The organism is Streptomyces sp. NPDC006294 (assembly GCF_042870895.1).
In the GTDB taxonomy this organism is placed as follows: Bacteria; Actinomycetota; Actinomycetes; order Streptomycetales; family Streptomycetaceae; genus Streptomyces.
On record NZ_JBIAHV010000019.1, the window covers coordinates 1 to 25,236 of the forward strand.

A 25,236-nucleotide genomic window follows, 5' to 3' on the forward strand; every position below is an offset into this window, starting at 1 on the left:
TGTGGGAGAGTAGGACGCCGCCGAACAATTATTGTGGGAAGGCCCCGCACCTCTGGTGCGGGGCTTTTCTGCGTTCCGGACCCATTCACGACCGGCTCGTGACCCGGCCGCTCGATTAGGGTCGTCTGCATGCGCTATGACCTCGTCATCTTCGACAACGACGGTGTGCTCGTCGACAGCGAGCCCCTCTCGAACACCATCCTGGCCGCCTACCTCACCGAGCTCGGCCACCCCACCACGTACGAGGACTCACTGCGCGACTACATGGGCGCCGCCGTGCACCGTGTCCACGACCTCATACGCGAGCGGACCGGACACCCGCTGCCCGCCGACTTCGACGACACCTTTCATGCCCGCGTCTTCGCCGCCTTCGAGCGCGAACTGACCCCCGTCGACGGCGTGACCGAGGTGCTGGAGAAGCTCCGGGCCGACGGAGTGCCGTACTGCGTCGCCTCCTCCGGCAGTCATGAGCGCATCCTGGTCGGTCATCGCACCACGGGGCTGGACCGGTGGTTCACGGACGGCATCGTCTTCAGCGCCCAGGACGTGGGCAGGGGCAAGCCGGCGCCCGATCTCTTCCTTCATGCCGCCCGGCGGATGGGCGTCGCGCCCGAGCGGTGCGTCGTCGTGGAGGACAGCCGCCTCGGTGTGCAGGCGGCCCTGGCCGCGCGGATGGATGTCTACGGTTTCACCGCCATGACCGCCGAGGCGGAACTCGCCGGCGCCAACGGCTGGTTCGGGGCGATGGCGGAGCTGCCGGCACTGCTCGTGTGATCCGTCTACCGCGGAGTAAGGTCCGGGCATACGCTGTGCGGCCATGACTGAGCCGCGGTTGCGCCACGGACGTGCCTCTCTGGCGTTCAGCTTCTTCTCCCAGGGCGTCGCCTTCGCTCTGCTGGTGACCCGTATCCCCGCCATCCAGGACCGCTACGGGATCTCGGACGCCTTGCTGCCCCTGTTCCTCGCGGCCGTGCCGGTGCTCGCCGGGGTGGGCAGCGTGCTGACCGAGCGCGTCGTCCGGCGGGTCGCCGTGAGTACGGTGCTGCGCTGGGCGCAGCCCGTGGTGCTGCTGTCCCTGCTCGGCGTCGCCGCCGGCGACCGGCTGTGGCAGGTGGCCGTCGCTCTCGGCGTGTTCGGGCTGTCCGTCGGGGCGCTCGACGCGTCGATGAACATACTCGGCGTCGGCCTCCAACGGGCCTACGGCCGCAGCATCATGCTCGGCTTCCACGCCGCGTACAGCCTCGGCGGCATCGTCGGCGCCTCGCTCGCCTGGGTGGGCGCGCACTGGGACCTGGCGCTGGTCGTCTCATATCTGCCGGTCGTCGTGGTGCTCGTGCCGGCGGTTGCGGCCGGGAGCCGGTGGTACGTCGACGAGCAGCACGCCACAAAGCGGCCGGACGACGGGGACGCACCGGCTCCGGCCGGGAGCAAGGTCGCGTTCAGGATGTTGCTGCCGCTCTGCCTGGTGATGACGTTCGCGTACATCGGGGACTCGACCGTCTCCAACTGGAGCGCGAAGTATCTGCAGGACGTTCTCGGGAGCTCGGAGGAACTCGCGACCGTGCCGTACAACGCCTACATGGTGACGACCCTGATCGGGCGGGCCGTCGGAGACCTCGGGGTGCGGCGGTTCGGGGCCGTGGCGGTCGTCAGGTGCGGGGCGGTGCTGTCGGCGGCAGGGTTCGCCGTGGTGGCGGGGGCGCCGGGGGCGTGGGTCGGCATGCTCGGGTTCACGCTGCTGGGACTCGGGCTGTGCGTGATCGTGCCGCAGACCTTCGCGGCCGCCGGCCGCCTCTTCCCGGCCGGGCGTGCCAGCGACGCCGCCGTGGCCCGGCTGAACGTCTTCAACTACGTCGGCTTCCTCGTCGGCTCGCCCCTCGTGGGCGCGCTGGGGGGCGCCTGGAGCTATCGCGGGGCGATGCTGGTGCCGATGGCGCTGATCCTGGTGACGCTCGTGTATGCCCGATCGTTCGGCGAAGGAAGCGCCCGATACGGTGGCGGGTATGAGCGGCCGCGGGTTGTTGATGTGGGACGAGGCGGTAACGAAGTATGACTTCGGGCCCAGCCATCCGATGGATCCGGTGCGTCTGGCGCTGACCATGGGGCTGGTGCGCGCCTACGGGCTGGACCGGTCGATGGACGTGGTCGCCGGGAAGCCCGCCGGGGACTCGACGCTGCGTCTCGTGCACCGGGAGGACTACATCGAGGCCGTACGGGCCGCGTCGGCCGATCCGAAGGCCGCCGACCAGTCGTACGGGCTCGGCACGGTCGACGACCCCGCGTTCGCCGGGATGCACGAGACGTCGGCCCTGATCGCCGGCCAGTCCGTCGGTGCGGCGGAGGCGGTGTGGCGCGGGGACGCCGCGCACGCGGTGAACTTCGCGGGCGGCCTGCACCACGCGATGCCCGGTGGGGCGTCCGGGTTCTGCATCTACAACGACGCGTCGGTGGCGATCGCCCGGCTGCTGGAGCTGGGCGCGGAGCGGGTCGCGTACGTCGACGTGGACGTCCACCACGGGGACGGCGTCCAGGCGGCGTTCTGGGACGATCCACGGGTCCTCACGGTGTCGCTGCACGAGCATCCGCGGACACTGTTCCCGCAGACCGGCTGGCCGGAGGAGACCGGCGCCGACGCGGCGGAGGGCTCGGCGGTGAACGTGGCGCTGCCGGCGGGCACGGGCGACGAGGGCTGGCTGCGGGCCTTCCACGGGGTCGTGCCGGAGCTGCTGGCCGACTTCCGGCCGCAGGTGCTGGTGACCCAGCACGGCGCCGACACCCACTTCGAGGACCCGTTGGCGCACCTGGCGGTGTCCCTGGACGCGCAGCGCGCCGTCCAGGAGGCGTGCCACGCCCTGGCCCACGAGCATGTGGACGGCGGCCGCTGGGTCGCCCTCGGCGGCGGGGGATACGCGGTCGTGGACGTCGTGCCCCGGTCGTGGACGCATCTGGTGGCGATCGCGGCCCACGAGCCGGTGGAGCCCGAGTCGGTGATCCCGTCGTCGTGGCGGGACGAGGTGTACGCGAAGACGCGGCAGTTGGCCCCGGCGCGGATGACGGACGGCCGGTGGCCGGTGGCCTGGCGCCCCTGGGACGAGGGCTACGACCCCGCCGACCGGCTGGACCAGGCCGTTCTGGCGACCCGGCGGGCGGCCTTCCCGCTGCGCGGCCTGCTGGCATAGCCCTGGGCTCTGTCGCCGATCCCGCGACGGGCACGCGTTACGCCAACGGTGGGCGATGTACCGGGTTTTCGGGTGGCGGCCGCCCGGGTGCGTCAGCATCGGCAGGGTGTTGAGCACCCGAGCGCTGCGGGCGCATCTGCTGGCGTCACGACTGGCCGGTGTCGTCGCCACCCCCCGTGAGACGAGTCTGCGGAGCTATCGTGCCTTCGTCGCGCGTGACCCCCGCGTCACGATCGGCCTCGACCCCCGGTGGAACTGGAGCGGCCGGGACGTCCTCGCGCTCATGGCCGACCGGTGCGGGGTGTCGGCCGATCCGGAGCAGGTGAGCGGCGCGGACGTCATCGACCCCGAGCTGACTCTCGGCAGGCTCGACGCGTTCGCGGAGCGGCTGGGGGCCGTCGTCGCGCGCGGCGGCCCGGTGCTGTTCGGGACCGGACACCCGCACCGGCTGGTCGGGTTCTACGCCGGCCTGGCAGACGCCGTGTCGGCGGCGGGCTGTTCTGTACTCACACCCGCGCAGGGGCGATGTGTCGACATAACGACCCGGTTCGGCGTACGTCCCTACCGCCTCGAGTACGTACGGCGAGTGGCCGTGCTCCGTGAACCGGGAGCGCCCGCCGCCGGCGTCCATACGCATTCCCCCCTGCCGGTCAGGGTCGCGCTCCAGGCGGCCGCGGACGCCGGCGGGCCGCTGCCCGAGCTGGTCGTCGGCGATCACGGCTGGGTCTGCGGAGCAGGTCAACTGGGTGTCGAGGCCATCGGACTGGCCGACACGGACGATCCCGCCCTGTTCGTCGGGGAGGCGGAGGGTCTGGTGTCGGTCGCGGTTCCGCTTGACGACGCCGTACGGTCCGATTTCTACCGGCCGTTGACGCGCTATGTACTCGATCGGGCGTGTCTGTCACAGTAGGCCCCCGATCGCAGCTCCTCTTCCCCACTTGCATCACCCGCCCCTAGTCTGGGCAGTGAGCGCACAGCGACGAAGAGTCACCGGAGGGGAAGCCGGTGCGCGTCGGGTGCGGAAGGTACAGGTGGGTCATGGCTGCTGGCAGCGAGAGGCCTCTCAACGAGGTCAAGTTTCTCACCGTGGCGGAGGTTGCCTCGGTGATGCGGGTGTCGAAGATGACGGTGTACCGCTTGGTGCACAGCGGTCATCTGCCGGCGATCCGGGTGGGGAGGTCCTTCCGGGTACCGGAGCAAGCGGTGCACGAGTATCTCCGCGAATCCTTCGTGGGGGTGGAATCTGCGTGACGGAGGCTCGACGGTTCCCCTCGGATTACGTCCCTCACTCGGCGGCAGGTAGGCTAGGCCGACGTAGGTCGTGTGGGCCCAGACGCCCCGCACCGAGATTCCCGCTGATGCGGGGGTGTTCCGAGAAGTGAGCGAGGGTAGTCGTGGGCTCTGTTATCAAGAAGCGGCGTAAGCGGATGGCCAAGAAGAAGCACCGCAAGCTGCTCAAGCGCACCCGCGTTCAGCGTCGCAACAAGAAGTAAGCGGCAGCTGTACGCGTCGCCCCGGCCCCTCCACCACACGGTGGAGGGGCCGGGGTGTTTGCTGCTCCGACACGGCACGACGTGGCGAAAGTCCGTCGTGCGGTCATCACAGCGCAACAGTGACGCGCTACGGTGACGCCAGGACTCGAGGCCCGGTCGGCGGACCAGGGCCGGAACGCCCCAAGGAAGGCGCTGATCTTGGGCAAGGTCGTGCTCGTCACCGGAGTGGCCCGGCAGCTCGGCGGCCGTCTCGTACGGCGCGTCCAGCGGGACCCCGAGGTGGACCGGGTGATCGCGGTCGACGCCGTCGGCCCCGGACATCACCTGGGCGGTGCCGAGTTCGTCCGTGCCGACATCCGGCAGCCCGCCATCGCGCGGGTGCTCGCCGAGTACGCCGTCGACACGGTCGTGCACATGGACGTGACGGGCACCCCGCTCGGCGCCGGCGGCCGTGCGGCCGTCAAGGAGACCAACGTCATCGGCACCATGCAGCTCCTCGGCGCCTGCCAGAAGTCGCCGACGGTCAAGCGGCTGGTGATCAAGTCCAGTACGAGCGTCTACGGCTCCGCCCCCCGCGACCCGGCCGTCTTCACGGAGACCATGCCGCCCAAGTCGCTGCCGAGCGGCGGCTTCGCCAAGGACGCCGTCGAGGTCGAGGGATATGTGCGCGGCTTCGCCCGGCGCCGGCCCGACGTGGCGGTGTGCGTGCTGCGCTTCGCCAACATCCTCGGACCGTGCGCCGACTCGCCGCTCGCCGACTTCTTCACGCTGCCCGTGATGCCCACGGTCTTCGGGTACGACCCGCGGCTGCAGTTCGTCCACGAGGACGACGTCATCGACGTGCTGCGGATCGCCCTGCACGAACCGCGGCGCGGGACGCTCAACAGCGGCACCTTCAACATCGCCGGGGACGGCGTGCTGACGCTGTCGCAGTGCTCGCGCAGGCTGGGCAGGCCGACGCTGCCGGTGCTGCTGCCGGCGGTGACCTGGGTGGGCTCCGCGCTGCGGACGATCGGCCTCACCGACTTCTCGCCCGAGCAGATCCGGCTGCTGACCCACGGGCGGGTGGTGAGCACCGTTCAGATGCGCGAGACACTGGGCTTCCGGCCGAAGTACACGACGGCCGAGACGTTCGCGGACTTCGCACGCAGCCGCGGGCCCGGGCTGCTGCCGCCCGAGAAGCTCGCCAGGGCGGTGGACCAGGTCACGGCCGCCCTGTCCGTGGGCGACGCCGCCGTGGAGACCGGCGGGCCGGCGGCCACGCAGACGACGACGCACAGCAGCGGACAGCCCGGATAAGGAGCGCAGCCGACGATGGCGGACGCCAAGGTCATTCCGTTCGACGACGACCGGTCGCGCGGCGGCGGTGCACAGCGCCCGGCGCGGCGCCGCTCCCCGGCAGGCGGCCGCCGCAAGGCCGACCCCGCGGCTACGGGGGAGGCCGTGGTGAGCGCCCTGCCCGGGCCGCAGAGCGATGACGCCACGGACGGGCCGCCGACGCAGGACGACCCGGTGGCGTCCGGCGCCACGAGCGCCGAGGGCGCCGACGGGCCGGACGCCTCGCAGGACTCCGGGAGCACCCCGGCCGCCGCGGAGGGACACCAGGACACCGCGGCCGCGCAGGAGACACCCGGCGCGGCGGCCGGCGCCTGGGACCGGAGGATCGCCGGCGGGCTGGCGTTCCTCCGGCGCCGGATCACGGGGGACTACGAGGTCGACGAGTTCGGCTACGACGCCGAGCTCACCGACCAGGTCCTGATGTCGATGCTGCGGCCGCTGTACGAGAAATACTTCCGCGTCGAGGTGAAGGGCATCGAGAACATCCCGGCGGACGGCGGCGCGCTGGTGGTCGCCAACCACTCGGGGACGGTGCCGCTGGACGGGCTGATGATGCAGGTCGCCGTCCACGACAACCATCCGGCGGGCCGTCATCTGCGGCTGCTCGCCGCGGACCTGGTCTTCATGCTGCCGGTGGTCAACGAACTGGCCCGCAAGGCCGGCCACACCCTGGCCTGCGCCGAGGATGCGACAAGGCTTCTGCAGCGCGGCGAGGTGGTGGGCGTGATGCCCGAGGGCTTCAAGGGCATCGGGAAGCCGTTCGGTGAGCGCTACAAGCTGCAGCGGTTCGGCCGCGGCGGCTTCGTGTCCACGGCGCTGCGGGCGGGCGCGCCGATCGTGCCCTGCTCGATCGTCGGGGCCGAGGAGATCTACCCGATGATCGGCAACGCGAAGACGCTGGCGCGGCTGCTGGGCTTCCCGTACTTCCCGATCACGCCGACGTTCCCCTGGCTCGGGCCGCTCGGGGCGGTGCCGCTGCCGACGAAGTGGACGATCCAGTTCGGGGAGCCGATCGCGACGGACGGCTATCCGCCGGAGGCGGCGGAGGACCCGATGCTGATGTTCAACCTGACGGACCAGGTGCGGGAGCAGATTCAGCACACGCTCTACAAGCTGCTGGTCCAGCGCCGCTCGGTCTTCTTCTGACTCCCGGACGCGAATGAGGGGTGGCCCCGGCCGGGGCCACCCCTCATTCACGCACTGTGCCTACTCGCCGTCCTCCGCCTCGAAACCGAGGCCAGGGAGGATGCCCGGCAGGAGCGGCGGGATGGTGACCTCCGGCGCCGACGGCGCGGAGTTCCTGCCGGACGGCGACGGGCTCGTCGCGTCCTTGGGCGGGTCGAGCAGACCGCCCGTGTTGCCGCCGAGCAGGCCGTCGTCCTGCGCGGCCGTGCTGGAGCCGGACGGGCTGGGACTGGTGTTCTTCCCGGCCGGTTCGCCGCCGGGCGCGCTGGGCGCCGCACCGCCGGGATCCGCGGTGTTCCCGGAGTCCTGCGAGGTGCCGGGGCCCTGGGAGCCGCGCTGCTTCTCCGGGGTCCTGGGCAGCAGCGACTCGAGCGGGCCGACCTGTTCGTCTATGGCGTCGAAGGCGGAGTCGACCTGGTCGCCGACGTCGGTCAGCTGGACGGGCAGCCGGTCGCGCAGTCCGTCCCACGCCTCGCGGTGCGAGCGGGAGAAGGAGTTGAGCGCGGCCATCGGGGCGAGCGAGCCGTCGCGCTCGTACGCGGCGCTGAGCAGGCGGTGGCCCTCGGTGACGTCGTGCCGCATGCCGGTGAGCGTGCGGCGGACCTCGCCCAGGGACTCGTGGTCCATGGCGCCGGCGCGGTCCCGCTCCATGAGCCTGCGGGCCTCGCTCAGGCGGGTGGACGCCTGGTCGAGATAGAGCTCGCCGCGGTCGGAGTCGTCGTCGGCCAGGCCGAGCTTGAAGTCCTCCATGCCGCGCTTCAGCCCGTACAGGGATTCACCGGGGAGGGCGTCGGAACTGGCCGCGGCCACCCCGCCGAGGGCGCCCGCCGCCACACCGACGGTCAGACCGCCGGCCGCGAGCCCCTTCGACCAGCGGGAACGGGGCCGCAGTTTCCGGAGCGGGGATGCCCGGTGGGCGCCGCGGCCGGAGGTCCGCTGCTCGGGCACGGGAGGGCCCGCGGGCGCGGCCGCCGTGTCTCCTTGGAGCATCGCCTCCATGGCGGCCACGAGCTGCGCCCGCTGCACCACTTTGACCTCGGGGTCCATGTGCGGCTTCGGTAGCTCGCCTAGACCGTGGGCCAGGGTCAACAGCCGTTCGTGCTCTGGCGGTTCGACTGACTCGACCGACTCGTCGGGCTGTTCGGCCGCCTGGTCTTCCAAGGCCTGGGCGAAGGCGTTCGCCCGCCGGTGCGCCGAAACGTTCGCGATCACTGGCGGCACCTCCTCTCGTCATGACGATCGACTCCCCTGGGGATCTGGAGGGTTGCACACCTTGAGCACATCCACACGAAAGAGTGAGTGGCTGCGGGCATGGCGTGTCCAGAGGGAGCCTGCATTCCGCACAACGAGCGGCGCGGCACTTGGGTTACGCGCGAAAGATGATCGGACCAGTGCGTCATCGAGGCGTCACCGATTGTGAGTTGGGGCGGGGTCGTGGGGGTCGTGGTGTGGGGCCGGCGGGGGACGGGGGGTGGCTCAGCGTGCGTCGTCGGGGAGCAGCCGGGCGAGGGTGCGTACGGCCCGGTACTGCAGTGTCTTGATGGCGCCCTCGTTCTTGCCCATCGCCCTGGCGGTCTCGGCGACGGACAGGCCCTGCAGGAAGCGGAGGGTGACGCACTCCTGCTGCTGGGGGTTGAGCTTGCGGACGGCTTCGAGCAGCGCGGCGTTGGAGAGGGACTCCAGGACCGAGTCCTCGGGGCTGCGCTCCACCTCGTTGGCGTCGAGCATCTCCCCGGTGGTCACTTCCAGCCGGAAGCGGCTCGACTTGAAGTGGTCGGCGACCAGGTTGCGGGCGATCGTCACCAGCCAGGCGCCGAAGTCGCGGCCCTGCCAGGTGAAGGTGGAGATCCGGCGCAGGGCGCGCAGGAAGGTCTCACTGGTGAGGTCCTCCGCCGTCGCCTTCCCGCCGACGCGGTAGTAGATGTAGCGGTAGACGGTGTCGCTGTACTGGTCGTACAGGCGGCCGAAGGCGTCGGCCTCGCCGGCCTGGGCGCGCTCGACCAGGTCCATCATGCGGGCGCTGTCACTGTCGGCGGTGGGTCGGCGGGGGGCGGCGTGTGTGCCGGAGCCGCGGCCGGCTCGTCTCCCCGTGGCCCGTCCTTCGGCCGGCCGTCGCCCCTCGTCGACGGCGCTGCGCGTGGGGCCCTTGTGCAGGCCGTCGGTCAGGGCATAGCAGGGTGCGGCCGGGCCGTCGGCGGCAAGGCGGGGCATGGCGAAGGCGGGGACGGCGTACGCGGCGGGGACAAGGCCGCGCAAGTGGTCGAGGACCGCTGCGCGCAGCGTAGCCAGGCCCGAGGCGTCAACCCCGACGTGTGGGTACACGGGACTCCCAGAGGCAGAGCTTCCATCACGAGCAGTGCGGGACCGTTCACCCGTCGTGGGGACTGGTGGGGTCCGTCATGCGTCTGAGGAGAATAACGCTTCGTACAGGCAGTGCTACACCCAGTTGCTCAAATCGCCGTTTCCGACACTTGTGTTGCGTCTACGCGACAGTTCCGGTCGCACATTGTGAGCAGTTGCTGATCGAATTTGGTCATGATCTGTCGTCCCGAGCGGTTTCTTCTGGCCGGGACGTGACAAGAGGACTGGCCGGGGACTTACCCGTACAACGCCACAGGATTGGCGGACGACACGCGGGGGAGCGCATGTTCCGCAGCCGGGTCCGCCGTCCGGCGCGGGCCGGGGTCAGCGGCGGCGGCGGTGGAGGGCGACCGCGGCGGCGGTGCCGCCCGCCAGCGCGCCCACGCCGGCCGCGGCCGGGATGCCGACCTTGGCCGCCTTGCGGCCCGTCCGGTAGTCGCGCAGCCGCCAGTCGCGCTGCCGGGCGTACTTGCGCAGTTTGGTGTCCGGGTTGATCGCGTACGGGTGTCCGACGAGCGAGAGCATCGGGATGTCGTTGTGGCTGTCGCTGTACGCGGCGCAGCGGGAGAGGTCCAGGCTCTCTGCGGCCGCCAGGGCGCGTACCGCCTCCGCCTTGGCGGGGCCGTGGAGCGGTTCGCCGACGAGCCTGCCCGTATAGACGCCGTCGACCGACTCGGCGACGGTGCCGAGCGCACCGGTCAGGCCGAGCCGGCGGGCGATGATCGTCGCCGTCTCGACGGGGGCGGCGGTCACCAGCCAGACCTTCTGACCGGCGTCGAGGTGCGCCTCGGCGAGGGCGCGGGTGCCGGGCCAGATGCGGTCGGCCATGTACTCGTCGTAGATCTCCTCGCCGATGCTCATCAGTTCGGAGACGCGGTGGCCCTGGACGATGGACAGGGCGCTCTCGCGGGCGTCCTGCATGTGCTCCGGGTCCTCGACCCCCGCGAGCCTGAACCACGCCTGCTGCCAGGCGAACCGGGCCAGCTCGCGGCGCTGGAAGAACTTCCGCTTGTACAGACCCCGGCCGAAGTGGAAGATCGCGGCGCCCTGCATGACGGTGTTGTCGAGGTCGAAGAAGGCGGCGGCGCGTTCGTCGCCCGCGACGGGGAACTCCGGTTCGACGGCAGGGGCGGTGACCTGCTGCGCCTCGAGTGCCTCGATCGTCTGCGAGGACTTCCGTGCTGCCTCTGCTGCGGCTTCGCCCGCGAGCACGCTGCGTGCCGTGGCGGAGCGCCTACGCGGAGTGAGCCATCCCAGTGCGGCCATGTCGTGAGCATAGCCAGTCTGTTCGGTACTTCCCGACCCGCCCGGGACGCGGCGGCGTGAACTCTCCGCGTCCCCGCTGTCAATGACGTCCCCGCCGTCGACTCGGTGTCGCCGTCAGGAACCGCGAGAATGGGAGGCATGAGTTTTCTGCAGCGGCGCAAGAAGAAGGACTCCGCCGAACACGTCGTCACCCTCGTCGGCAAGCCCGGCTGTCATCTCTGTGACGAGGCCCGCGAGGTCGTCCGGGCGGTCTGCGCGGAGGCGGGCGCCACCTGGGAGGAGAAGGACATCAACAAGGACGAGGAGCTGCACCGCACCTACTGGGAGCAGATCCCCGTGGTGCTGATCGACGGTGAGCAGCACACCTTCTGGAAGGTGGACGCCGACCGGCTCCGGCGGGCGCTCGGCGTCCCGGCGGTCTGAGCGAGTCCCGTCCTCTCCGGCATGTCTCGATCGGGACCCGTCTCTGCCCGGGACCGTCGTGGCTCTATCGGGACGCGAGCGCGGCAGGGCACAGTGGTCAGGATCAGGCGGGCCCGGGGGCGTGCGCGAGAGGAGTGTGTCCGGCTTTGCGCCCTTCGGTGCCCCAACGGTCACGGACGGTTTGCGGTTCCGCAATTCGGCCGTCGGATGGCGTGACCCCGATCACTTTGGACGGACAAAGCGGACACCATCTTTGTGCACGCGTTCACAAAGACATAGCCTGCTGTCGACGGGGCGGTCTTGGGACACACGGCCGCCTGCAGCCTCGCTCATCCCCCAGGAGCACCGTGGCAACTGGCCGAAATCACCGACCGGCGACCCGTAGCCGAGGAATTCCCGAGGCCACCGTCGCCCGACTCCCGCTGTACCTGCGGGCGCTGACCGCTCTCTCCGAGCGGTCCGTCCCCACGGTCTCCTCCGAGGAACTCGCCGCGGCGGCAGGCGTCAACTCCGCGAAGCTGCGCAAGGACTTCTCCTACCTCGGCTCGTACGGGACCCGTGGCGTCGGCTACGACGTGGAGTATCTCGTCTACCAGATCTCCCGTGAACTGGGCCTGACTCAGGACTGGCCGGTTGTGATCGTAGGAATCGGTAATCTCGGCGCCGCGCTCGCCAACTACGGCGGCTTCGCCTCCCGTGGTTTCCGGGTCGCCGCGCTGATCGACGCCGACCCGGCAATGGCCGGAAAGCCCGTCGCCGGCATCCCGGTCCAGCACACGGACGAGCTCGAGAAGATCATCAGCGACAACGGGGTCTCCATCGGCGTGATCTCCACGCCCGCCGGTGCCGCGCAGCAGGTGTGCGAACGCCTGATCGCCGCCGGGGTCACCTCGATCCTCAACTTCGCGCCGACCGTCCTGTCCGTGCCCGACGGGGTCGACGTGCGCAAGGTCGACCTCTCGATCGAGCTCCAGATCCTCGCCTTCCACGAGCAGCGCAAGGCCGGCGAAGAGGCCGAGAGCACGAACCGCAGGGGCCCCGAAGGTGACATGACCGCGGTGATGCCGGCATGAGTCTCCTGGTCGTAGGGCTGAGCCACCGCAGTGCCCCCGTGAGCGTGCTGGAGCGGGCGTCGCTGCCCGCCGACGCGCGGAGCAAGCTGCTCCAGGACACCCTCGCGGCGGAACCCGCCACCGAGGCGACGGTGCTGGCCACGTGCAACCGCATCGAGCTGTACGCGGACGTGGACAAGTTCCACGCCGGCGTCGCCGAGCTGTCGACGCTGCTCGCGCAGCACAGCGGGGTCGGTCTCGAAGAGCTCACTCCTTATCTCTATGTGCACTACGAGGACCGGGCCGTCCACCACCTCTTCTCGGTGGCCTGCGGTCTGGACTCGATGGTCGTCGGCGAGGGCCAGATCCTCGGACAGATCAAGGACGCGCTGGCGGTCGGGCAGGAGCTGCACACCGCCGGGCGGCTGATCAACGACCTCTTCCAGCAGGCGCTGCGGGTCGGCAAGCGCGCTCACAGCGAGACCGGGATCGACCGGGCCGGGCAGTCGCTCGTGACCTTCGGCCTCGAACAGCTCGCCGACGGCGTGCCCGTCGAGAAGTGGGCCTCGGGCAAGCGGGCGCTGGTCATCGGCGCCGGTTCGATGTCCTCGCTCGCCGCCACGACGCTGGCGCGCCTAAGTGTCCGGGAACTCGTCGTCGCCAACCGGACCACGGAGCGCGCGGAGCGGCTGGCCGCGGTGCTCTCCGAGCCGGGCACGGTCGACGCGCGCGCCGTCGGCATGTCCGACGTCGCCGCCGAACTGGCCCTGGCCGACGTGGTCGTGTCGTGCACCGGTGCGACCGGGCTCGTGCTGACCGCGGAAGCGGTCGCGGCGGCGCTCACCGAGCACGTCGTGCCCGAGGCGCCCGCACCGGCGGACCTGCGCGCCCCCGGGGGCAGCGTCGTCGCGCGCCTGGCCGCGCTCGCGGCCCGCGACGGCCGGGTGGCCGAACTTCCGGGCGGCGCCGACGAGCCGGCGGGCCTGCCGGGCGTGGACCGGGCCGGCGGCCCGGGCACACCGGACGCGGCCCCCGCGACCGGCGACGGCGCGGCGTGGCCCGCTTCCGCGGGCGCGGTGGACACGAACGCGGACGGCTGCCCCGTCGGCCTCGACGACTCCCTGGCCCAGCACGGCGCCTGGGTGGCGGGCGCCTCGCGCGCCCGCACCGGCGCGGTCACCGCGTACGGCACGGGCGCCGGGCCCGTACGGCTCGCGCTGCTCGATCTGGCCATGCCCCGCGACATCGACGCCGCCGTCCACCGCCTCGCGGGCGTACGGCTCGTCGACATCGAGTCCCTCGCGGAGGCCTCGGCCGACGCGCCCATGGCGGCCGATGTGGACCAGGTCCGCACCATAGTGTCCGACGAGGTCGCCGCGTTCGGCGCCGCCCAGCGGGCCGCGCACATCACCCCGACCGTGGTCGCGCTGCGCACCATGGCCGCCGATGTGGTCGCCGGGGAAATGGCGCGCCTCGAGGGACGGTTGACCGGTCTCGACGAGAAGCAGCGCGCCGAGATCACCCAGACGGTGCGCCGCGTGGTGGACAAGCTCCTGCACGCGCCCACCGTGCGGGTCAAGCAGCTGGCCGGAGAACCCGGCGGCGCCGGGTACGCGGACGCGCTGCGGACCCTCTTCGACCTCGACCCGGAGACGGTCGCCTCCGTCAGCCGGGCCGACCTGAATGACGCAGACGTCAAGAACCGAGGGCGAGTATGACCGAGAGGGCACTGAGGCTCGGAACCCGGCGGAGCAAGCTGGCCATGGCCCAGTCCGGGCAAGTGGCGGAGGCGGTGCGCCGCATCACCGGCCGCGACGTCGAGCTCGTCGAGATCACCACGTACGGGGACGTCTCCCGCGAGCACCTCGCGCAGATCGGCGGCACGGGAGTGTTCGTCGCCGCGCTCCGTGAGGCGCTGGCACGCGGGGAGGTCGACTTCGCCGTTCACTCGCTGAAGGACCTCCCGACGACGCAGCCGGACGAGCTGGCGCTCGCGGCCGTCCCTAAGCGCGAGGACCCGCGGGACGTGCTGATCGCACGCGACGGACTGACGTTCGAGCAGCTGCCGAACGGCGCCCGGATCGGGACCGGTTCGCCGCGCCGCATGGCGCAGCTGAACGCGTACGCCCGCACCCACGGCCTGGCCGTCGAGACGGTGCCGATCCGCGGCAACATCGACACCCGTATCGGATTTGTACGGAACGGGGAGCTCGACGCCGTCGTCCTCGCCGCGGCCGGACTCAACCGCATCGGCAGGACGGACGAGGTGACCGACTTCCTGTCGGTCGACTTCGTCCTGCCCGCCCCCGGCCAGGGGGCACTGGCGATCGAGTGTTCCGCGTCCGACGCGGACCTCGCCGCCGCGCTCGCCGAGCTCGACGACCCGCACACGCGGGCCGCCGTGACCGCCGAGCGAGCCCTGCTCGCCGCCCTGGAGGCCGGCTGCTCCGCACCTGTGGGTGCGCTGGCCGACCTGTTGGGCGACGGGCAGGCTGTCAACGAAATGCGCCTGCGCGGCGTCGTCGGCACGACCGACGGCTCCTCGCTGGTGCAGCTGTCCACCACCGGTCCCGTACCCACGTCGCACGACGACGCGGCGGCGCTCGGACGCGAACTCGCGGACGAGATGCTCGCCAAGGGTGCGGCCGGTCTTATGGGGGAGCGAGCACTTTGAGCCCCACCACCTCGAACCGTCCACCCCTTCCGGCACACGGACAAGGGCACGTCACCTTCCTGGGCGCCGGTCCCGGCGATCCCGGTCTGCTGACTCTGCGCGCCGTCGACGCACTGGCCGGCGCCGACGTGCTGATCGCCGAGCCGCATGTGCTCGAGGTCGTTCGCGGCCATGCTCGGGCGGGCGTGAGCACGCCTGAGCTGACGGTCGTTGACGGCGCGTCAACAACCGCCGGAATCCCCGTACTCAGGGATGCGGCCAATCTTGTCATGGAGGCCGCGCGGGGCGGCAAGCGGGTCGTCCGTGCGGTGACCGGCGACCCCGGTCTGGACACCGACGCAGGTCAGGAGATGCTCGCCTGCGCCGCGGAGGGCATCCCCTTCGAGGTCGTGCCCGGAGTGGCCGCCGCGGTGGGCGTGCCCGCCTACGCGGGTGTCCCGCTGCGCGACGAGCACGGCACCGACGTCCGCTTCATCGACGCGCGGACGGCGTCCGACCGGTGCTGGACCGAGGTCGGCACGAGCGACGGCACGGTGGTCGTCTCCACGACCCTCGAGACGGTCGCCGCGGCGGCCGGCGAGCTGGTCGCGGCCGGCCGCAAGCCCGACACCCCGCTGACCGTGACCGTCGCCGGTACGACCACCCGGCAGCGGACGTGGACGGCGACGCTCGGCACGATCGCACAGACCCTGAAGCAGGCGAAGGTGCTGCCCTCCCCCGAGGGACACCAGCCGGTCATAGCCGTGGTCGGTGAGCGCAGCGCCGCCGCCCAGCGCGACCAGCTCGCGTGGTTCGAATCCAAGCCGCTGTTCGGCTGGAAGGTGCTCGTACCGCGTACGAAGGAGCAGGCCGCCTCGCTCTCCGACCAGCTCCGTTCCTACGGCGCGGTGCCGCACGAGGTCCCGACCATCGCCGTCGAACCGCCGCGCACGCCGCAGCAGATGGAACGCGCGGTCAAGGGCCTCGTCACCGGCCGCTACGAGTGGATCGCCTTCACCTCGGTCAACGCGGTCAAGGCGGTGCGCGAGAAGTTCGAGGAGTACGGGCTCGACGCGCGCGCCTTCGCCGGGATCAAGGTCGCGGCGGTCGGCGAGCAGACCGCGGCGGCGCTCGTGGACTTCGGCGTCAAGCCGGACCTGGTCCCGAGCGGCGAGCAGTCCGCGGCCGGCCTGCTGGAGGACTGGCCGCCGTACGACCCGGTCTTCGACCCGATCGACCGCGTCTTCCTGCCGCGCGCCGACATTGCGACCGAGACGCTGGTCGCCGGGCTCATCGAGCTGGGCTGGGAGGTCGACGACGTCACGGCCTACCGGACCGTACGGGCGTCGCCGCCGCCGGCGGAGACGCGCGAGGCGATCAAGGGCGGCGGCTTCGACGCGGTGCTCTTCACCTCGTCGTCGACGGTCCGGAACCTGGTCGGCATCGCGGGCAAGCCGCACAACGTGACCGTGATCGCGTGCATCGGTCCGGCGACGGCGAAGACCGCTGAGGAGCACGGGCTCCGCGTCGACGTCCTCTCCCCGGAGCCGTCCGTCCACCGCCTGGTCGAGGCCCTCGCCGACTTCGGCGCGGCCCGCCGCGCGGTGGCGGTCGAGGCGGGCGAACACGTGACCCGCCCGTCGGAACGGCGCCCTGGCGGACGGCGGCGACGCACGACGACGTGACGCCGCGCTGACGCGGTGGCGGGGCGGGTGGGGTTCTCCCCTACCCGCCCCTTCCCGTAACCGGGGGCGCTGCCCCGGGCCCCCGCGCCTCAAACGCCGGCACGTTCCAGCCTCGCCGGCGTTTGAGGCGCGGGTCCGGGCGGAGCCCGGTTCGGGAAGGGGCGGGGTGGGGAAAACGCCCCGCGCAGCGGCCGCCCCCGCCCCGCGGCGGTTGGCGGGAGCGCACCCCAAGGCGTACACCGGAAGGCAGACGCCGCCCCGCGCACGAAGTGGGAGACCGCCATGAGCGCCAGCACCATGCACCTCGACCCGTCCAACGCCGAACAGGCGCACGCATGGGACGGTGACCAGGGCTTCTACTGGGCCGAGCACGCCGAGCAGTTCGACCGTGCCGTCCACGCGTACCAGGGGCCGTTCCTCGACGCCGCCGCCCTCCACCGCGGCGAGCGTGTCCTCGACATCGGCTGCGGCAACGGGCTGGAGTCCCGCGCCGCCGCCCGGCTCACCGTCGGCGCGCCCGTCCTCGGCGTCGACCTGTCGGGGCCGATGCTGCGCGCCGCCCGGCGGGAGGCCGAGCGCGAGGGGCTCGACAGCATCCGCTACGAGCAGGCCGACGCCCAGACGTACCCGTTCCCCGCGGCGTCCTTCGACGCCGCCATCAGCCGCGCCGGGGCCATGTTCTTCGCCGAGCCGGTGACCGCGTTCCGCAACATCGCCCGCGCGCTGCGCCCCGGCGGCCGGCTGGTGCTGCTGGTGTGGCAGGACGTGGCCCACAACGAGTGGTTCCGGTCCTTCGCGACCGCCCTCGCCGCGGGCCGCGAGCTGCCCGTGCCGCCGCCCGGCGCGCCCGGTCCGTTCGCGATGGCGGACCCGGACGCCGTGCGGGACACGCTCACGGCCGCCGGATTCGAGGAGCCGCAGGTGACCGGGCTGGAGCGCCCCATGAACTTCGGCCGGACCGCCGAAGCGGCCTACGACTTCGTCTCCGGGATGCTCGCCTGGGTGATCGAGGACCTCGACGAGGCCGGCCGGGCGCATGCCCTCGAAAGCCTGCGCGCCGACATCGAGGCCCATTCGACGGACGGCGGGGTGCTCTACGACTCGGCGGCCTGGATCGTCAGAGCGACCCGCCCGTAGAGGCGCGTCGCGCGACGCCGCTGCCGACGCGGTGTCGGTAATCGGACCCTCCGGGCGGGCGTAGCGTGGCACGTATGACTGCGTACGGATCCTTCCCCGGTGCCCGCCCCCGGCGGCTCCGGACCACTCCCGCCATGCGGCGCATGGTCGCCGAGACCCGGCTGCACCCGTCCGATCTGATCCTGCCCGCCTTCGTCCGCGAGGGGATCAGCGAGCCCGTCCCGATCCAGGCCATGCCGGGCGTCGTCCAGCACACCCGTGACACGCTCCGGAAGGCCGCCGTCGAGGCGCGCGAGGCCGGGGTCGCCGGGATCATGCTCTTCGGCGTGCCCGAGGACGCCAAGAAGGACGCGGCCGGCACGGCGGGCACGGACCCGGACGGAATTCTTCAGGTCGCGATCCGGGACGTGAAGGCGGAGGTCGGCGACGAGCTCGTGATCATGTCGGACCTGTGCCTCGACGAGTACACGGACCACGGCCACTGCGGAGTCCTGGCGGCGGACGGCCGCGTCGACAACGACGCCACGCTGGAACGCTACGCCGAGATGGCCCAGGTCCAGGCCGACGCCGGCGTCCACGTCGTCGGCCCCAGCGGCATGATGGACGGCCAGGTCGGTGTCGTCCGCGACGCGCTCGACACCATCGGCAAGGAGGACGTGGCGATCCTCGCGTACACCGCGAAGTACTCCTCAGCCTTCTACGGCCCCTTCCGCGAGGCCGTCGGCTCGTCGCTCACGGGCGACCGCAAGACCTACCAGCAGGACCCGGCGAACGTCCGCGAGTCGATGCGGGAGCTGGCGCTCGACCTCGACGAGGGCGCCGACATGGTCATGGTCAAGCCCGCGGGCCCGTACCTCGACATCCTGGCGCGCGTCGCGGCCGAGGTGGCCGTCCCGGTCGCCGCGTACCAGATCAGCGGCGAGTACGCGATGGTCGAGGCCGCCGCCGAGAAGGGCTGGATCGACCGGGACAAGGCGATCGCCGAGACCCTGCTCGGCATCAAGCGCGCGGGCGCGAGCATGATCCTGACGTACTGGGCGACGGAGGTCGCCCAGAACCTCAGCCCAGGTCGCTGACGAAGGCCGTCCAGGCGGCCGGTGCGAGGCTGAGTACCGGGCCGCCGGCGTCCTTGGAGTCGCGGACGTGGATCGCGGCGGGGTGGGTGGCGACCTCGACGCACGCGCCGCCTTCGCTGCCGCTGTGGGTCGACTTGCGCCAGTGGTACGCCACTTCGAGGCAGTTGCCACCCTCGCTGCCACTGTAGCTGGACTTGAACCACTCGAGTGCGGTGCTCATGCTTCTCCTAGCAGCCGGTCCAACAGGCCCGCCGTCTCTTCCGGGTTGAGAGCCTGGGCCCGCAGCATCCCATATTTCTGCGTCAGGATGCTGACCTCGTCCTGGTCATGGATGAGCTGGCTGCCGCGCTGTGTCTCCGTGTAGGCGAGGTGCTGGTGCTCCGGCGTTTCGAGCAGGACGAAAGGCCCGTCCAGAGCTGGGTGCGTGGTGTGGGCGAACGGCATTACCTGCACCGTGACTCCCGGAAGCTCGGTGACCTCTCGTAGGTGCCGGAGCTGGGCTGTGAAGACGTCCCTGCCTCCGAGGGGTACACGCAGGACTGCCTCCCAGATCACAAAGCTCAGACTCCTCGGAGGGGCGCTGCGCAGAATGGTCTGCCGTTCCAGGCGGATGTCCGTCTGTGCCTCGATCTCCTCCGCGGGGATGATCGGGAGACGACTGCGGAACACCGCCCTCGCGTAGTCGGCGGTTTGCAACTGGCCCGGGACTACTTGGTTCTCGTACGAGGAGAGTGCGATGGCCTCGCGCTCCAGATCGACGAACTCCTCGACCCACGCCGGGATCAGGTCCACCTCCGGCAGGTGCTCCAGTGCCACCGACAGCGCGCCCTTCGTGTCGAGGCGGTCGTCGAATCTCTGCGCCAGGTCCGGCTTCAGAGGGCGGCGGCCCTGTTCGATCGAGGCGACGGTCTCCTCGCCGAGGTTGAACTCCGCCGCGAGTTCACGCTGCGTGAGGCCCGCGGCCTCGCGGAAGCGGGCGAGCTGGCGGCCGACCAGCCGCAGCGCCGTGGCGTTCTTCCTTTGGCGTCTCCTGGGGTGCATACCCCACCAACTCCCCGGACCCACGCGTACGTTACGCCCGCGCGACCCGTACAAATGAAACGTACGGGTCGACGGAGTGCCGCGACCCGGTCACGCACCGCGACGCTCGTGGTCGTGGACAAGACGATGCAACACGAGGATCTGCGCGAGCTGTTCTGCCGACGGGAACGCCGATCGGTCGCCGCGGCAAGGGAGTTCGCCCGTACGGCGCTCGCCGCGTGGGGCTGGGGCGCGCGGGCCGACGACGTCACGCTGTGTGTGAGCGAGCTCGTGACGAACGCGCTGGTGCACGGCGTACCGCCGGGCCGCGGCTATCTGCTGAGGCTGTGGCTCCAGGACCGGGGCACGTCGCTGCGTGTCGAGGTGCACGACAGCGGTGACGGGAAGCCGTGCCTGCGCGACGCGGAGTGCGACCCGGAGGGCGAGACGGGGCGCGGCCTGCTGCTGGTGGACGCGCTGGCCGACACGTGGGGCGTGGGGCCGCGCGAACCCGGCAAAGTGGTGTGGTGCGAGTTCGCGCGGCCGTTGACCTCCTGACGCCTACGGCGCGTCGGTCACCGTGCCCTTCAGGACCGGGCCCTGCGGCGTTCCCTCGTCGTCGGCGGGCTGGATGCCCAGGTACTCCGCCGGCTCCTTCACCTTGTCGGCGACCGTGGGGACGGTGACGTCCACGCCGGTGCTGCCGGGCGGTACCGGAACCCACAGGAACGGGTACTCCAGCTGGGACAGCGGGACCTCACCGTCGGGCACTTCGCCGAGCAGCGTGTCCAGCAGCCACTGCCGGTCGACGTCCTTGGTGGACAGCTCGGGGCCGTCGGGGACGGAAACGAGCTGGACCGACCTGTAGATCTCCGCGTCGGCGGGTGCCGACAGCGCGACGCGCCACTTCAGCGGCTGCCCCTCCGTCACCTTGTCGGCGACCGGCTGCACGGTGACCTCGGGCATCGGGTCGTCGTTCTCGGCGGTGACCCCGCCGGAGTACGCGCCGACGACGGTCCCGCGGACCGCCTTCACGAGCACGTCGTGCGACACGTCCCAGGAGTACCGCTTGTTCCCCTTCACCTTGACCGGTACGTCGATGCCGCCGCCGCCCGGCCGGACGGTCACCAGCCGGTCCTTGGCCCGGCCGGTGACCGGGTCGAGGACGTACAGCCGGACCGTGCCGCTGTTCTTGCCCGACACCCGCACCGGCACCCGGTACGTGCGGACGCCGGAGTCGCCCTCCTTGACCGTCAGGCGGCCGACGTCGATACGGGTCAGCGGGGCCTCGCGTACCGCTGGTGTGCCGGGGCTCCAGGCCCAGGCGTCCATCAGCCACGCCTGTCCGGAACGGGAGCGCGGGGTCAGCTCCAGGGAGGCGATCCTGCGCAGGTCGAGACCGGCGCGGGCGGCGGCGCCGAGCGATACGCGCACCTCGCGCGCCCAGTAGGAGGTGGTCCGGTCGGAGCCGGGGAGCCCGTCGACCCGGACACGGCCGAGGTCCGCCCGCTTGCCGGAGGCGTCGGTGACGGACACGTCGAGCTGTGTCCCGGTGGTGTTCGGCGGCACGAAGACGCGCAGGGCGAGGCCCTTGGCGCCCCTCACGGACAGCGGCTTCTCGGGGCGCACCTTCACCGCCGAGCCGGGCGCGGACCAGCGCAGTGCCACGGCGCGGCGGCCGGTCTCGCGTTCCGGCTGCCAGTGGGCGAAGTGCGGCGAGCCGCCGCCGGCCTCGGGGGCCAGGCAGGCCTTGCGCGGATCGGGGTCGATCGCGGAGCACAGCCGTCCGCCGGTCACCTTCACGGAGCCGTCCGGCAGGAAAGCGGCGCGGCGGTTCGCGCCGACGGCGTGGGTCAGCACCCGCGCCGGGTCGGCGGAGGGGGCCCGGCGGCCGGTGCCGTCGAGCAGTTCACGCGCCCGGTCGTCCCCGGCGACGAAGAGCCGGGCGGCGGAGGCGATGTAGGTGGCACCGGCCCGGTGCTGCTGGTCGGCGGTGAGCCGGGTCGCGGTACCGGGGGAGCAGACCGGGTCGGGCTGCTCGGGGTCGTGCCAGAAGTCGTCGTCGGCGGGTGCCTGCGCCTGGCCCGGGGTCCACTCGCTGTTGAAGTGGTTGTGGTTCGCTCCGACCATGTAGACCGCACTGTGCAGGGCCTTGCCCCGGCTGACGCCGCGTGTGCCGTCGGCGTACACCTGGCCCTGGAGGTCGGAGACATCGCCGTCGCAGCCCGGCAGGATCGTCAGCGACGGGACGTCCGGCACCGGGTTCTGGCCGAAGATCGTCGGGCCGATGAGCACGGTGCCTCGGATGTGCCAGCGCACCTTGCCCCGGTAGCCGTCCTGCCCGGCCGGCGGCGGGTACAGGCTGTCCATGGCGGCACGGTTGACGCCCTCGCCGCCGCGCGAGTGCCCGACGAGCAGGACGCGGGACAGGTCTGCCTTCGGCGCCGTGCGGACGGCCGCCGGTGCCGTGGCCGGAGCGGCGGCCCAGTCGGCCCAGCGGGCCAGGTGGTGACGTACCAGCGAGGAGCGGGCCTGCGCGCCGCCGTCCTCGGCGTTCCAGTCCTGGCCGTTGACGCCGTTGGCGGAGACCGAGACGGTCACATAGCCCTGGGAGGCCAGCAGCCGCTGGTCGCGCAGATAGCCCCGGTGGCTCGGGATCGGCTTCGCGCCCTTGGCGCACGGCCAGTCGATCGTCACTTCGTCGTCCTTGCCGGGGACGTAGCAGGTGGCGTGCCGCCCGTGCAGGAACAGCGCGACCGGGCGCTTGCCCGTGGCCCCCTTCGGCGCGACGACGACGCCGCGCATCTCGACGGGCGCGTCGAAGCCGGGCAGGCGGACCGCGTCGAGCGCGTACTCGCCGGTGGCCGTGCGGAACGGGCCCGGCCTGCCGGGGTCCACCGAGGCCGCCGGCAACTCGGGGAGGACCGGCACGGCCCGCTGTTCGCGGGCGCCGTCCGCCTTCTCGTCCAGGCGCCGGCCCGCCGCCAGGACCTGGAGGTCGGCCAGGTCCGTGGTGCGTGCCTCCGCCAGCGGCAGCCGGAAGGTCCGGCCGTCGTTCTCCTGCTCGGGTACGCCGACCAGTGCGCCGTCGGCGTGGAACTCCACCCGCGCGTCACCCGCCGGCACGGGCCGCGGGGAGCGCCACTCGAGGACTTCCTCCCCGCCCGTGTTCGTGATCCGCCAGCCGGGCGGGAGGCCGTCCGCCGTGTCGTCGGCCGCCGCGGCGGGCCGGGCGCCGGGTGGCTGCGGCTGGGCCTGCGCCACCGCGGGAGACACCCCCGCCACGGCGAGTACCGCTGTCGCGGTGACCCATATCTTTCGGGCACGTATCAACTTGTCTCTCCTCAACCCCGTTTCCCCGGCGCCCGGTTGATGCCCAAGCGCCTCTCGGACCCGGAGGACGGGGAGGAGGTGCCGCGGGTTGCCTGAAGACGCGCCACATGGTGCGGCCGCGGCCGGGGGACGACGTCTCCCCGGTCCGCGGCCCGTTCAGTGGCGGCGCTGCCTCGACTGCCTCAGCAGTAGAGGTTCCCGCCGGTCGGTACGCCCAGGATCTGCGCGAACTGCTGGTACTTGCCGACCCGGCTCTGGACCTGCGCCGGGTTCTTGCCGTCGCACTCCAGCGAGCCGTTGATCGAGCGGATCGTGTGGCCGAAACCGGCCTGGTTGACCATGGCGTTGTGGCCGGTCATCGTGCCGGGGCCGGACTGGGTGTTCCAGTACCAGAGGCCCGTCTTCCAGGCCACGGCGGCGTTGTTCTGGACGAGCCACGGGTTGTTCAGCAGATCGATGCCGAGCGCGTCGCCCGCGGCCTTGTAGTTGAAGTTCCAGCTGAGCTGGATCGGGCCCTTGCCGTAGTAGGCGGACTGGCCGGCCGGGCAGCCGTACGGCTGGCTCCAGTCGCAGTAGTGCGGGTAGTTGGCGGTGTTCTGCTCGACGATGTGGACCAGGCCGCCGGTCTCGTGGCTGACGTTCGCGAGGAAGGCCGCGGCCTCCTGCTTCTTCACCGTGTCGCTGCCGGTGGTGGCGAACCCCGGGTAGGCGCTCAGCGCGGCCGTCAGGCCGCTGTAGGTGTAGAACGAATTCCGGTTCGGGAACATCTGGTTGAACTGCGACTCGCTCACCACGAAGCCCGACGGGGAGGGGGTGCCGCCCCCGCCGCCTCCGCAGTTGTACGGGTCCCAGTACCAGGTGCTGATCGTCGGGCTGTAGCCCGGGTTGTCGTGCTCGGCCATGTAGTACGAGCCGTTATATCTGACAACGTTGCCAGTCGTGTACCAGGCGCCCTGCTGCCAGTTCGGAGCGGTGTCGCAGAGGGAATCCGCAGAAGACGCGGAAGCCGTCGACGCCGCCGATGCGGAGGGCGTCAGGACCGCGGCGAGACCGGTGGTGGCGAGGATCGCGACCAGCAGGGCCATGAGGCGTGTTCTCAGCACTCGATCACTCCTTTACGCGCAACGGCCTTACCGGGAGCGGTAGTTGCTCTCCGGTACGGCCGCGGTGGGGGGCTGTGGCCACACTCAAGCGCGATTGACGTGATCGAGTCAAGGTATAGACCAATGCGAACTTCCGGGTAACGTCAGAATGTCTTCCGGAACGAGTACCGGTGCTCCGCCTCGAAGTCCGTCGCACGGGTCCCTTCGGACGACAGCGACCGGACGTTCGGCGAAGCCGGCGTGTACGGCTTCCAGGCCGCCCGGCCGGTGCGGGCGACGCCCGACCAGATGTCGATCAGCGAGGCGCGCGGGCTGGTGGCCGGTCACCGGTCACCGGTTTCGCCCACCCCATGTCGAAGAGGTAGGGCAGTTCGCCGGGATGCGGCGCGCCGATCGGGAGACTCCCCCCGGGGCAGGCCCCTGCGTTGTCTTTGGCATCCATGACGCTGCGAAGCCCGCGTCCGCCGGGGCAGCCGGGCCGCCCCGTCCCGGCGGTGTACTTCGCGGTACCCCCGCCCTGGGGACAGCCCCGGGAGACCGGCCCGGAGCGGGCTTCGCGGGCTCGCGATCAGCGGCCGTGCGGCGCACCCTTGAAGTACCGCTGGAGGTGATCCGCCATGCAGACACTCGTCGGATGGCACGTCGAGATGGAGTTCAAGGAAGACGGCGACCGGACAAGGGCGGCCGCCATGGTGAGACTCGGTGACGGTACGGAGTACCGCGGTCACGGGAACGCGAACCGGCACCGGTCCGACGAACCGCAGCTGCTCGTCGGCGAGGAGATCGCGGGCGCACGCGCCCTGATGGACCTTGCCTCGCAACTGCTGCAGAAGGCCCACACGGAGATCGACGACGCGGCGGGCAGGCCCTCGCACGACATCACCCCGTGACCGGCCACGACGGCACACCGGCCGGACGTCAGCGGGCCGCTG

Annotated in this window: 24 protein-coding genes; 17 read left to right on the forward strand and 7 right to left on the reverse strand. The window is 71.6% G+C overall.

The annotated features are described in order from the left end of the window. Nucleotides 1-129: 129 nt before the first annotated feature. The 8 genes from ACFYOP_RS28200 to ACFYOP_RS28235 all read left to right on the forward strand — a co-directional run bounded on the left by ACFYOP_RS28200 (nucleotide 130) and on the right by ACFYOP_RS28235 (nucleotide 7,156). Nucleotides 130-774 (forward strand): HAD family hydrolase, encoded by a 645-nt coding sequence (locus tag ACFYOP_RS28200; protein WP_356899596.1) that lies wholly within the window; start codon nucleotides 130-132, stop codon nucleotides 772-774. Nucleotides 775-817: 43 nt separating this feature from the next. Beyond that, complete coding sequence (locus ACFYOP_RS28205) at nucleotides 818-2,053, forward strand: MFS transporter (protein ID WP_356899595.1); 1,236 nt, start codon at nucleotides 818-820, stop codon at nucleotides 2,051-2,053. Further along, nucleotides 2,004-3,179, forward strand: coding sequence for an acetoin utilization protein AcuC (locus tag ACFYOP_RS28210; protein WP_356899594.1), 1,176 nt, complete (start codon nucleotides 2,004-2,006; stop codon nucleotides 3,177-3,179). The genes ACFYOP_RS28205 and ACFYOP_RS28210 overlap by 50 nt, the downstream gene beginning before the upstream one ends. 106 nt (nucleotides 3,180-3,285) lie before the next feature. Beyond that, the gene (locus ACFYOP_RS28215; RefSeq protein ID WP_356899593.1) at nucleotides 3,286-4,089 is read left to right on the forward strand and encodes a phosphatase; all 804 of its coding nucleotides are present in this window, start codon (nucleotides 3,286-3,288) and stop codon (nucleotides 4,087-4,089) included. A gap of 128 nt (nucleotides 4,090-4,217) precedes the next feature. Next, on the forward strand, nucleotides 4,218-4,430 hold the full coding sequence (locus ACFYOP_RS28220) for a helix-turn-helix domain-containing protein (RefSeq protein WP_014046653.1): 213 nt from the start codon (nucleotides 4,218-4,220) through the stop codon (nucleotides 4,428-4,430). A gap of 143 nt (nucleotides 4,431-4,573) precedes the next feature. Continuing rightward, on the forward strand, nucleotides 4,574-4,672 hold the full coding sequence (locus ACFYOP_RS28225) for a 30S ribosomal protein bS22 (RefSeq protein ID WP_003948845.1): 99 nt from the start codon (nucleotides 4,574-4,576) through the stop codon (nucleotides 4,670-4,672). 198 nt (nucleotides 4,673-4,870) lie between these two features. Further along, nucleotides 4,871-5,971 carry an NAD-dependent epimerase/dehydratase family protein gene (locus tag ACFYOP_RS28230; protein WP_356899592.1) on the forward strand — a complete coding sequence of 367 codons (1,101 nt, stop codon included), beginning with the start codon at nucleotides 4,871-4,873 and terminating at the stop codon, nucleotides 5,969-5,971. A 15-nt stretch (nucleotides 5,972-5,986) separates the two neighbouring features. Then, nucleotides 5,987-7,156, forward strand: a complete 1,170-nt coding sequence (locus tag ACFYOP_RS28235) for a 1-acyl-sn-glycerol-3-phosphate acyltransferase (RefSeq protein ID WP_356899591.1) — start codon at nucleotides 5,987-5,989, stop codon at nucleotides 7,154-7,156. A 60-nt stretch (nucleotides 7,157-7,216) separates the two neighbouring features. Here ACFYOP_RS28235 and ACFYOP_RS28240 read toward each other — a convergent pair whose 3' ends face one another. The 3 genes from ACFYOP_RS28240 to ACFYOP_RS28250 form a co-directional block, all read right to left on the reverse strand. Further along, nucleotides 7,217-8,407, reverse strand: coding sequence for a DUF5667 domain-containing protein (locus ACFYOP_RS28240; protein ID WP_356899590.1), 1,191 nt, complete (start codon nucleotides 8,405-8,407; stop codon nucleotides 7,217-7,219). Nucleotides 8,408-8,671: 264 nt separating this feature from the next. Further along, nucleotides 8,672-9,517: an ECF subfamily RNA polymerase sigma factor, BldN family gene (locus tag ACFYOP_RS28245; RefSeq protein WP_356899589.1), complete on the reverse strand. Its 846-nt coding sequence runs from the start codon at nucleotides 9,515-9,517 to the stop codon at nucleotides 8,672-8,674. Nucleotides 9,518-9,880: 363 nt separating this feature from the next. Beyond that, nucleotides 9,881-10,822, reverse strand: a complete 942-nt coding sequence (locus tag ACFYOP_RS28250) for an HAD-IB family hydrolase (RefSeq protein ID WP_356899588.1) — start codon at nucleotides 10,820-10,822, stop codon at nucleotides 9,881-9,883. 138 nt (nucleotides 10,823-10,960) lie between these two features. Here ACFYOP_RS28250 and ACFYOP_RS28255 point away from each other — a divergent pair, with 138 nt between their 5' ends. The 7 genes from ACFYOP_RS28255 (at nucleotide 10,961) to hemB (ending at nucleotide 18,848) form a co-directional block, all read left to right on the forward strand. Continuing rightward, nucleotides 10,961-11,245 (forward strand): glutaredoxin family protein, encoded by a 285-nt coding sequence (locus ACFYOP_RS28255; RefSeq protein ID WP_356899587.1) that lies wholly within the window; start codon nucleotides 10,961-10,963, stop codon nucleotides 11,243-11,245. Between the two features lie 347 nt (nucleotides 11,246-11,592). Next, complete coding sequence (locus ACFYOP_RS28260; protein ID WP_356899586.1) at nucleotides 11,593-12,318, forward strand: redox-sensing transcriptional repressor Rex; 726 nt, start codon at nucleotides 11,593-11,595, stop codon at nucleotides 12,316-12,318. Beyond that, nucleotides 12,315-14,015, forward strand: a complete 1,701-nt coding sequence (locus ACFYOP_RS28265; RefSeq protein WP_356899585.1) for a glutamyl-tRNA reductase — start codon at nucleotides 12,315-12,317, stop codon at nucleotides 14,013-14,015. The genes ACFYOP_RS28260 and ACFYOP_RS28265 overlap by 4 nt, the downstream gene beginning before the upstream one ends. Beyond that, the gene (hemC, locus tag ACFYOP_RS28270; protein WP_356899584.1) at nucleotides 14,012-14,971 is read left to right on the forward strand and encodes a hydroxymethylbilane synthase; all 960 of its coding nucleotides are present in this window, start codon (nucleotides 14,012-14,014) and stop codon (nucleotides 14,969-14,971) included. The genes ACFYOP_RS28265 and hemC overlap by 4 nt, the downstream gene beginning before the upstream one ends. Beyond that, a complete protein-coding gene (locus ACFYOP_RS28275) occupies nucleotides 14,968-16,635 on the forward strand; it encodes a uroporphyrinogen-III synthase (protein ID WP_356899583.1) in 1,668 nt (555 codons plus the stop codon). Before hemC ends, ACFYOP_RS28275 begins: the two co-directional genes overlap by 4 nt. A 282-nt stretch (nucleotides 16,636-16,917) precedes the next feature. Beyond that, on the forward strand, nucleotides 16,918-17,772 hold the full coding sequence (locus ACFYOP_RS28280; protein ID WP_356897598.1) for a methyltransferase domain-containing protein: 855 nt from the start codon (nucleotides 16,918-16,920) through the stop codon (nucleotides 17,770-17,772). A 74-nt stretch (nucleotides 17,773-17,846) separates the two neighbouring features. Continuing rightward, complete coding sequence (gene hemB / locus ACFYOP_RS28285) at nucleotides 17,847-18,848, forward strand: porphobilinogen synthase (RefSeq protein WP_356897599.1); 1,002 nt, start codon at nucleotides 17,847-17,849, stop codon at nucleotides 18,846-18,848. On the opposite strand, the gene ACFYOP_RS28290 is transcribed toward hemB, so the two are convergent. Both ACFYOP_RS28290 and ACFYOP_RS28295 read right to left on the reverse strand, forming a co-directional pair. After that, nucleotides 18,832-19,068: a DUF397 domain-containing protein gene (locus ACFYOP_RS28290; RefSeq protein WP_356897600.1), complete on the reverse strand. Its 237-nt coding sequence runs from the start codon at nucleotides 19,066-19,068 to the stop codon at nucleotides 18,832-18,834. The two genes, hemB and ACFYOP_RS28290, sit on opposite strands and share 17 nt — an antisense overlap. Further along, a complete protein-coding gene (locus ACFYOP_RS28295) occupies nucleotides 19,065-19,889 on the reverse strand; it encodes a helix-turn-helix transcriptional regulator (protein ID WP_356897601.1) in 825 nt (274 codons plus the stop codon). The genes ACFYOP_RS28290 and ACFYOP_RS28295 overlap by 4 nt, the downstream gene beginning before the upstream one ends. Nucleotides 19,890-20,003: 114 nt before the next feature. Here ACFYOP_RS28295 and ACFYOP_RS28300 point away from each other — a divergent pair, with 114 nt between their 5' ends. Further along, nucleotides 20,004-20,426 carry an ATP-binding protein gene (locus ACFYOP_RS28300; RefSeq protein WP_356897602.1) on the forward strand — a complete coding sequence of 141 codons (423 nt, stop codon included), beginning with the start codon at nucleotides 20,004-20,006 and terminating at the stop codon, nucleotides 20,424-20,426. 3 nt (nucleotides 20,427-20,429) lie between these two features. Here ACFYOP_RS28300 and ACFYOP_RS28305 read toward each other — a convergent pair whose 3' ends face one another. Both ACFYOP_RS28305 and ACFYOP_RS28310 read right to left on the reverse strand, forming a co-directional pair. Beyond that, a complete protein-coding gene (locus ACFYOP_RS28305) occupies nucleotides 20,430-23,201 on the reverse strand; it encodes a hypothetical protein (RefSeq protein WP_356897603.1) in 2,772 nt (923 codons plus the stop codon). 182 nt (nucleotides 23,202-23,383) lie between these two features. Continuing rightward, nucleotides 23,384-24,286 (reverse strand): chitinase, encoded by a 903-nt coding sequence (locus ACFYOP_RS28310; RefSeq protein ID WP_356897688.1) that lies wholly within the window; start codon nucleotides 24,284-24,286, stop codon nucleotides 23,384-23,386. A gap of 635 nt (nucleotides 24,287-24,921) precedes the next feature. Here ACFYOP_RS28310 and ACFYOP_RS28315 point away from each other — a divergent pair. After that, nucleotides 24,922-25,194 (forward strand): DUF1876 domain-containing protein, encoded by a 273-nt coding sequence (locus tag ACFYOP_RS28315; RefSeq protein ID WP_356897604.1) that lies wholly within the window; start codon nucleotides 24,922-24,924, stop codon nucleotides 25,192-25,194. The last annotated feature ends 42 nt before the right edge of the window (nucleotides 25,195-25,236 follow it).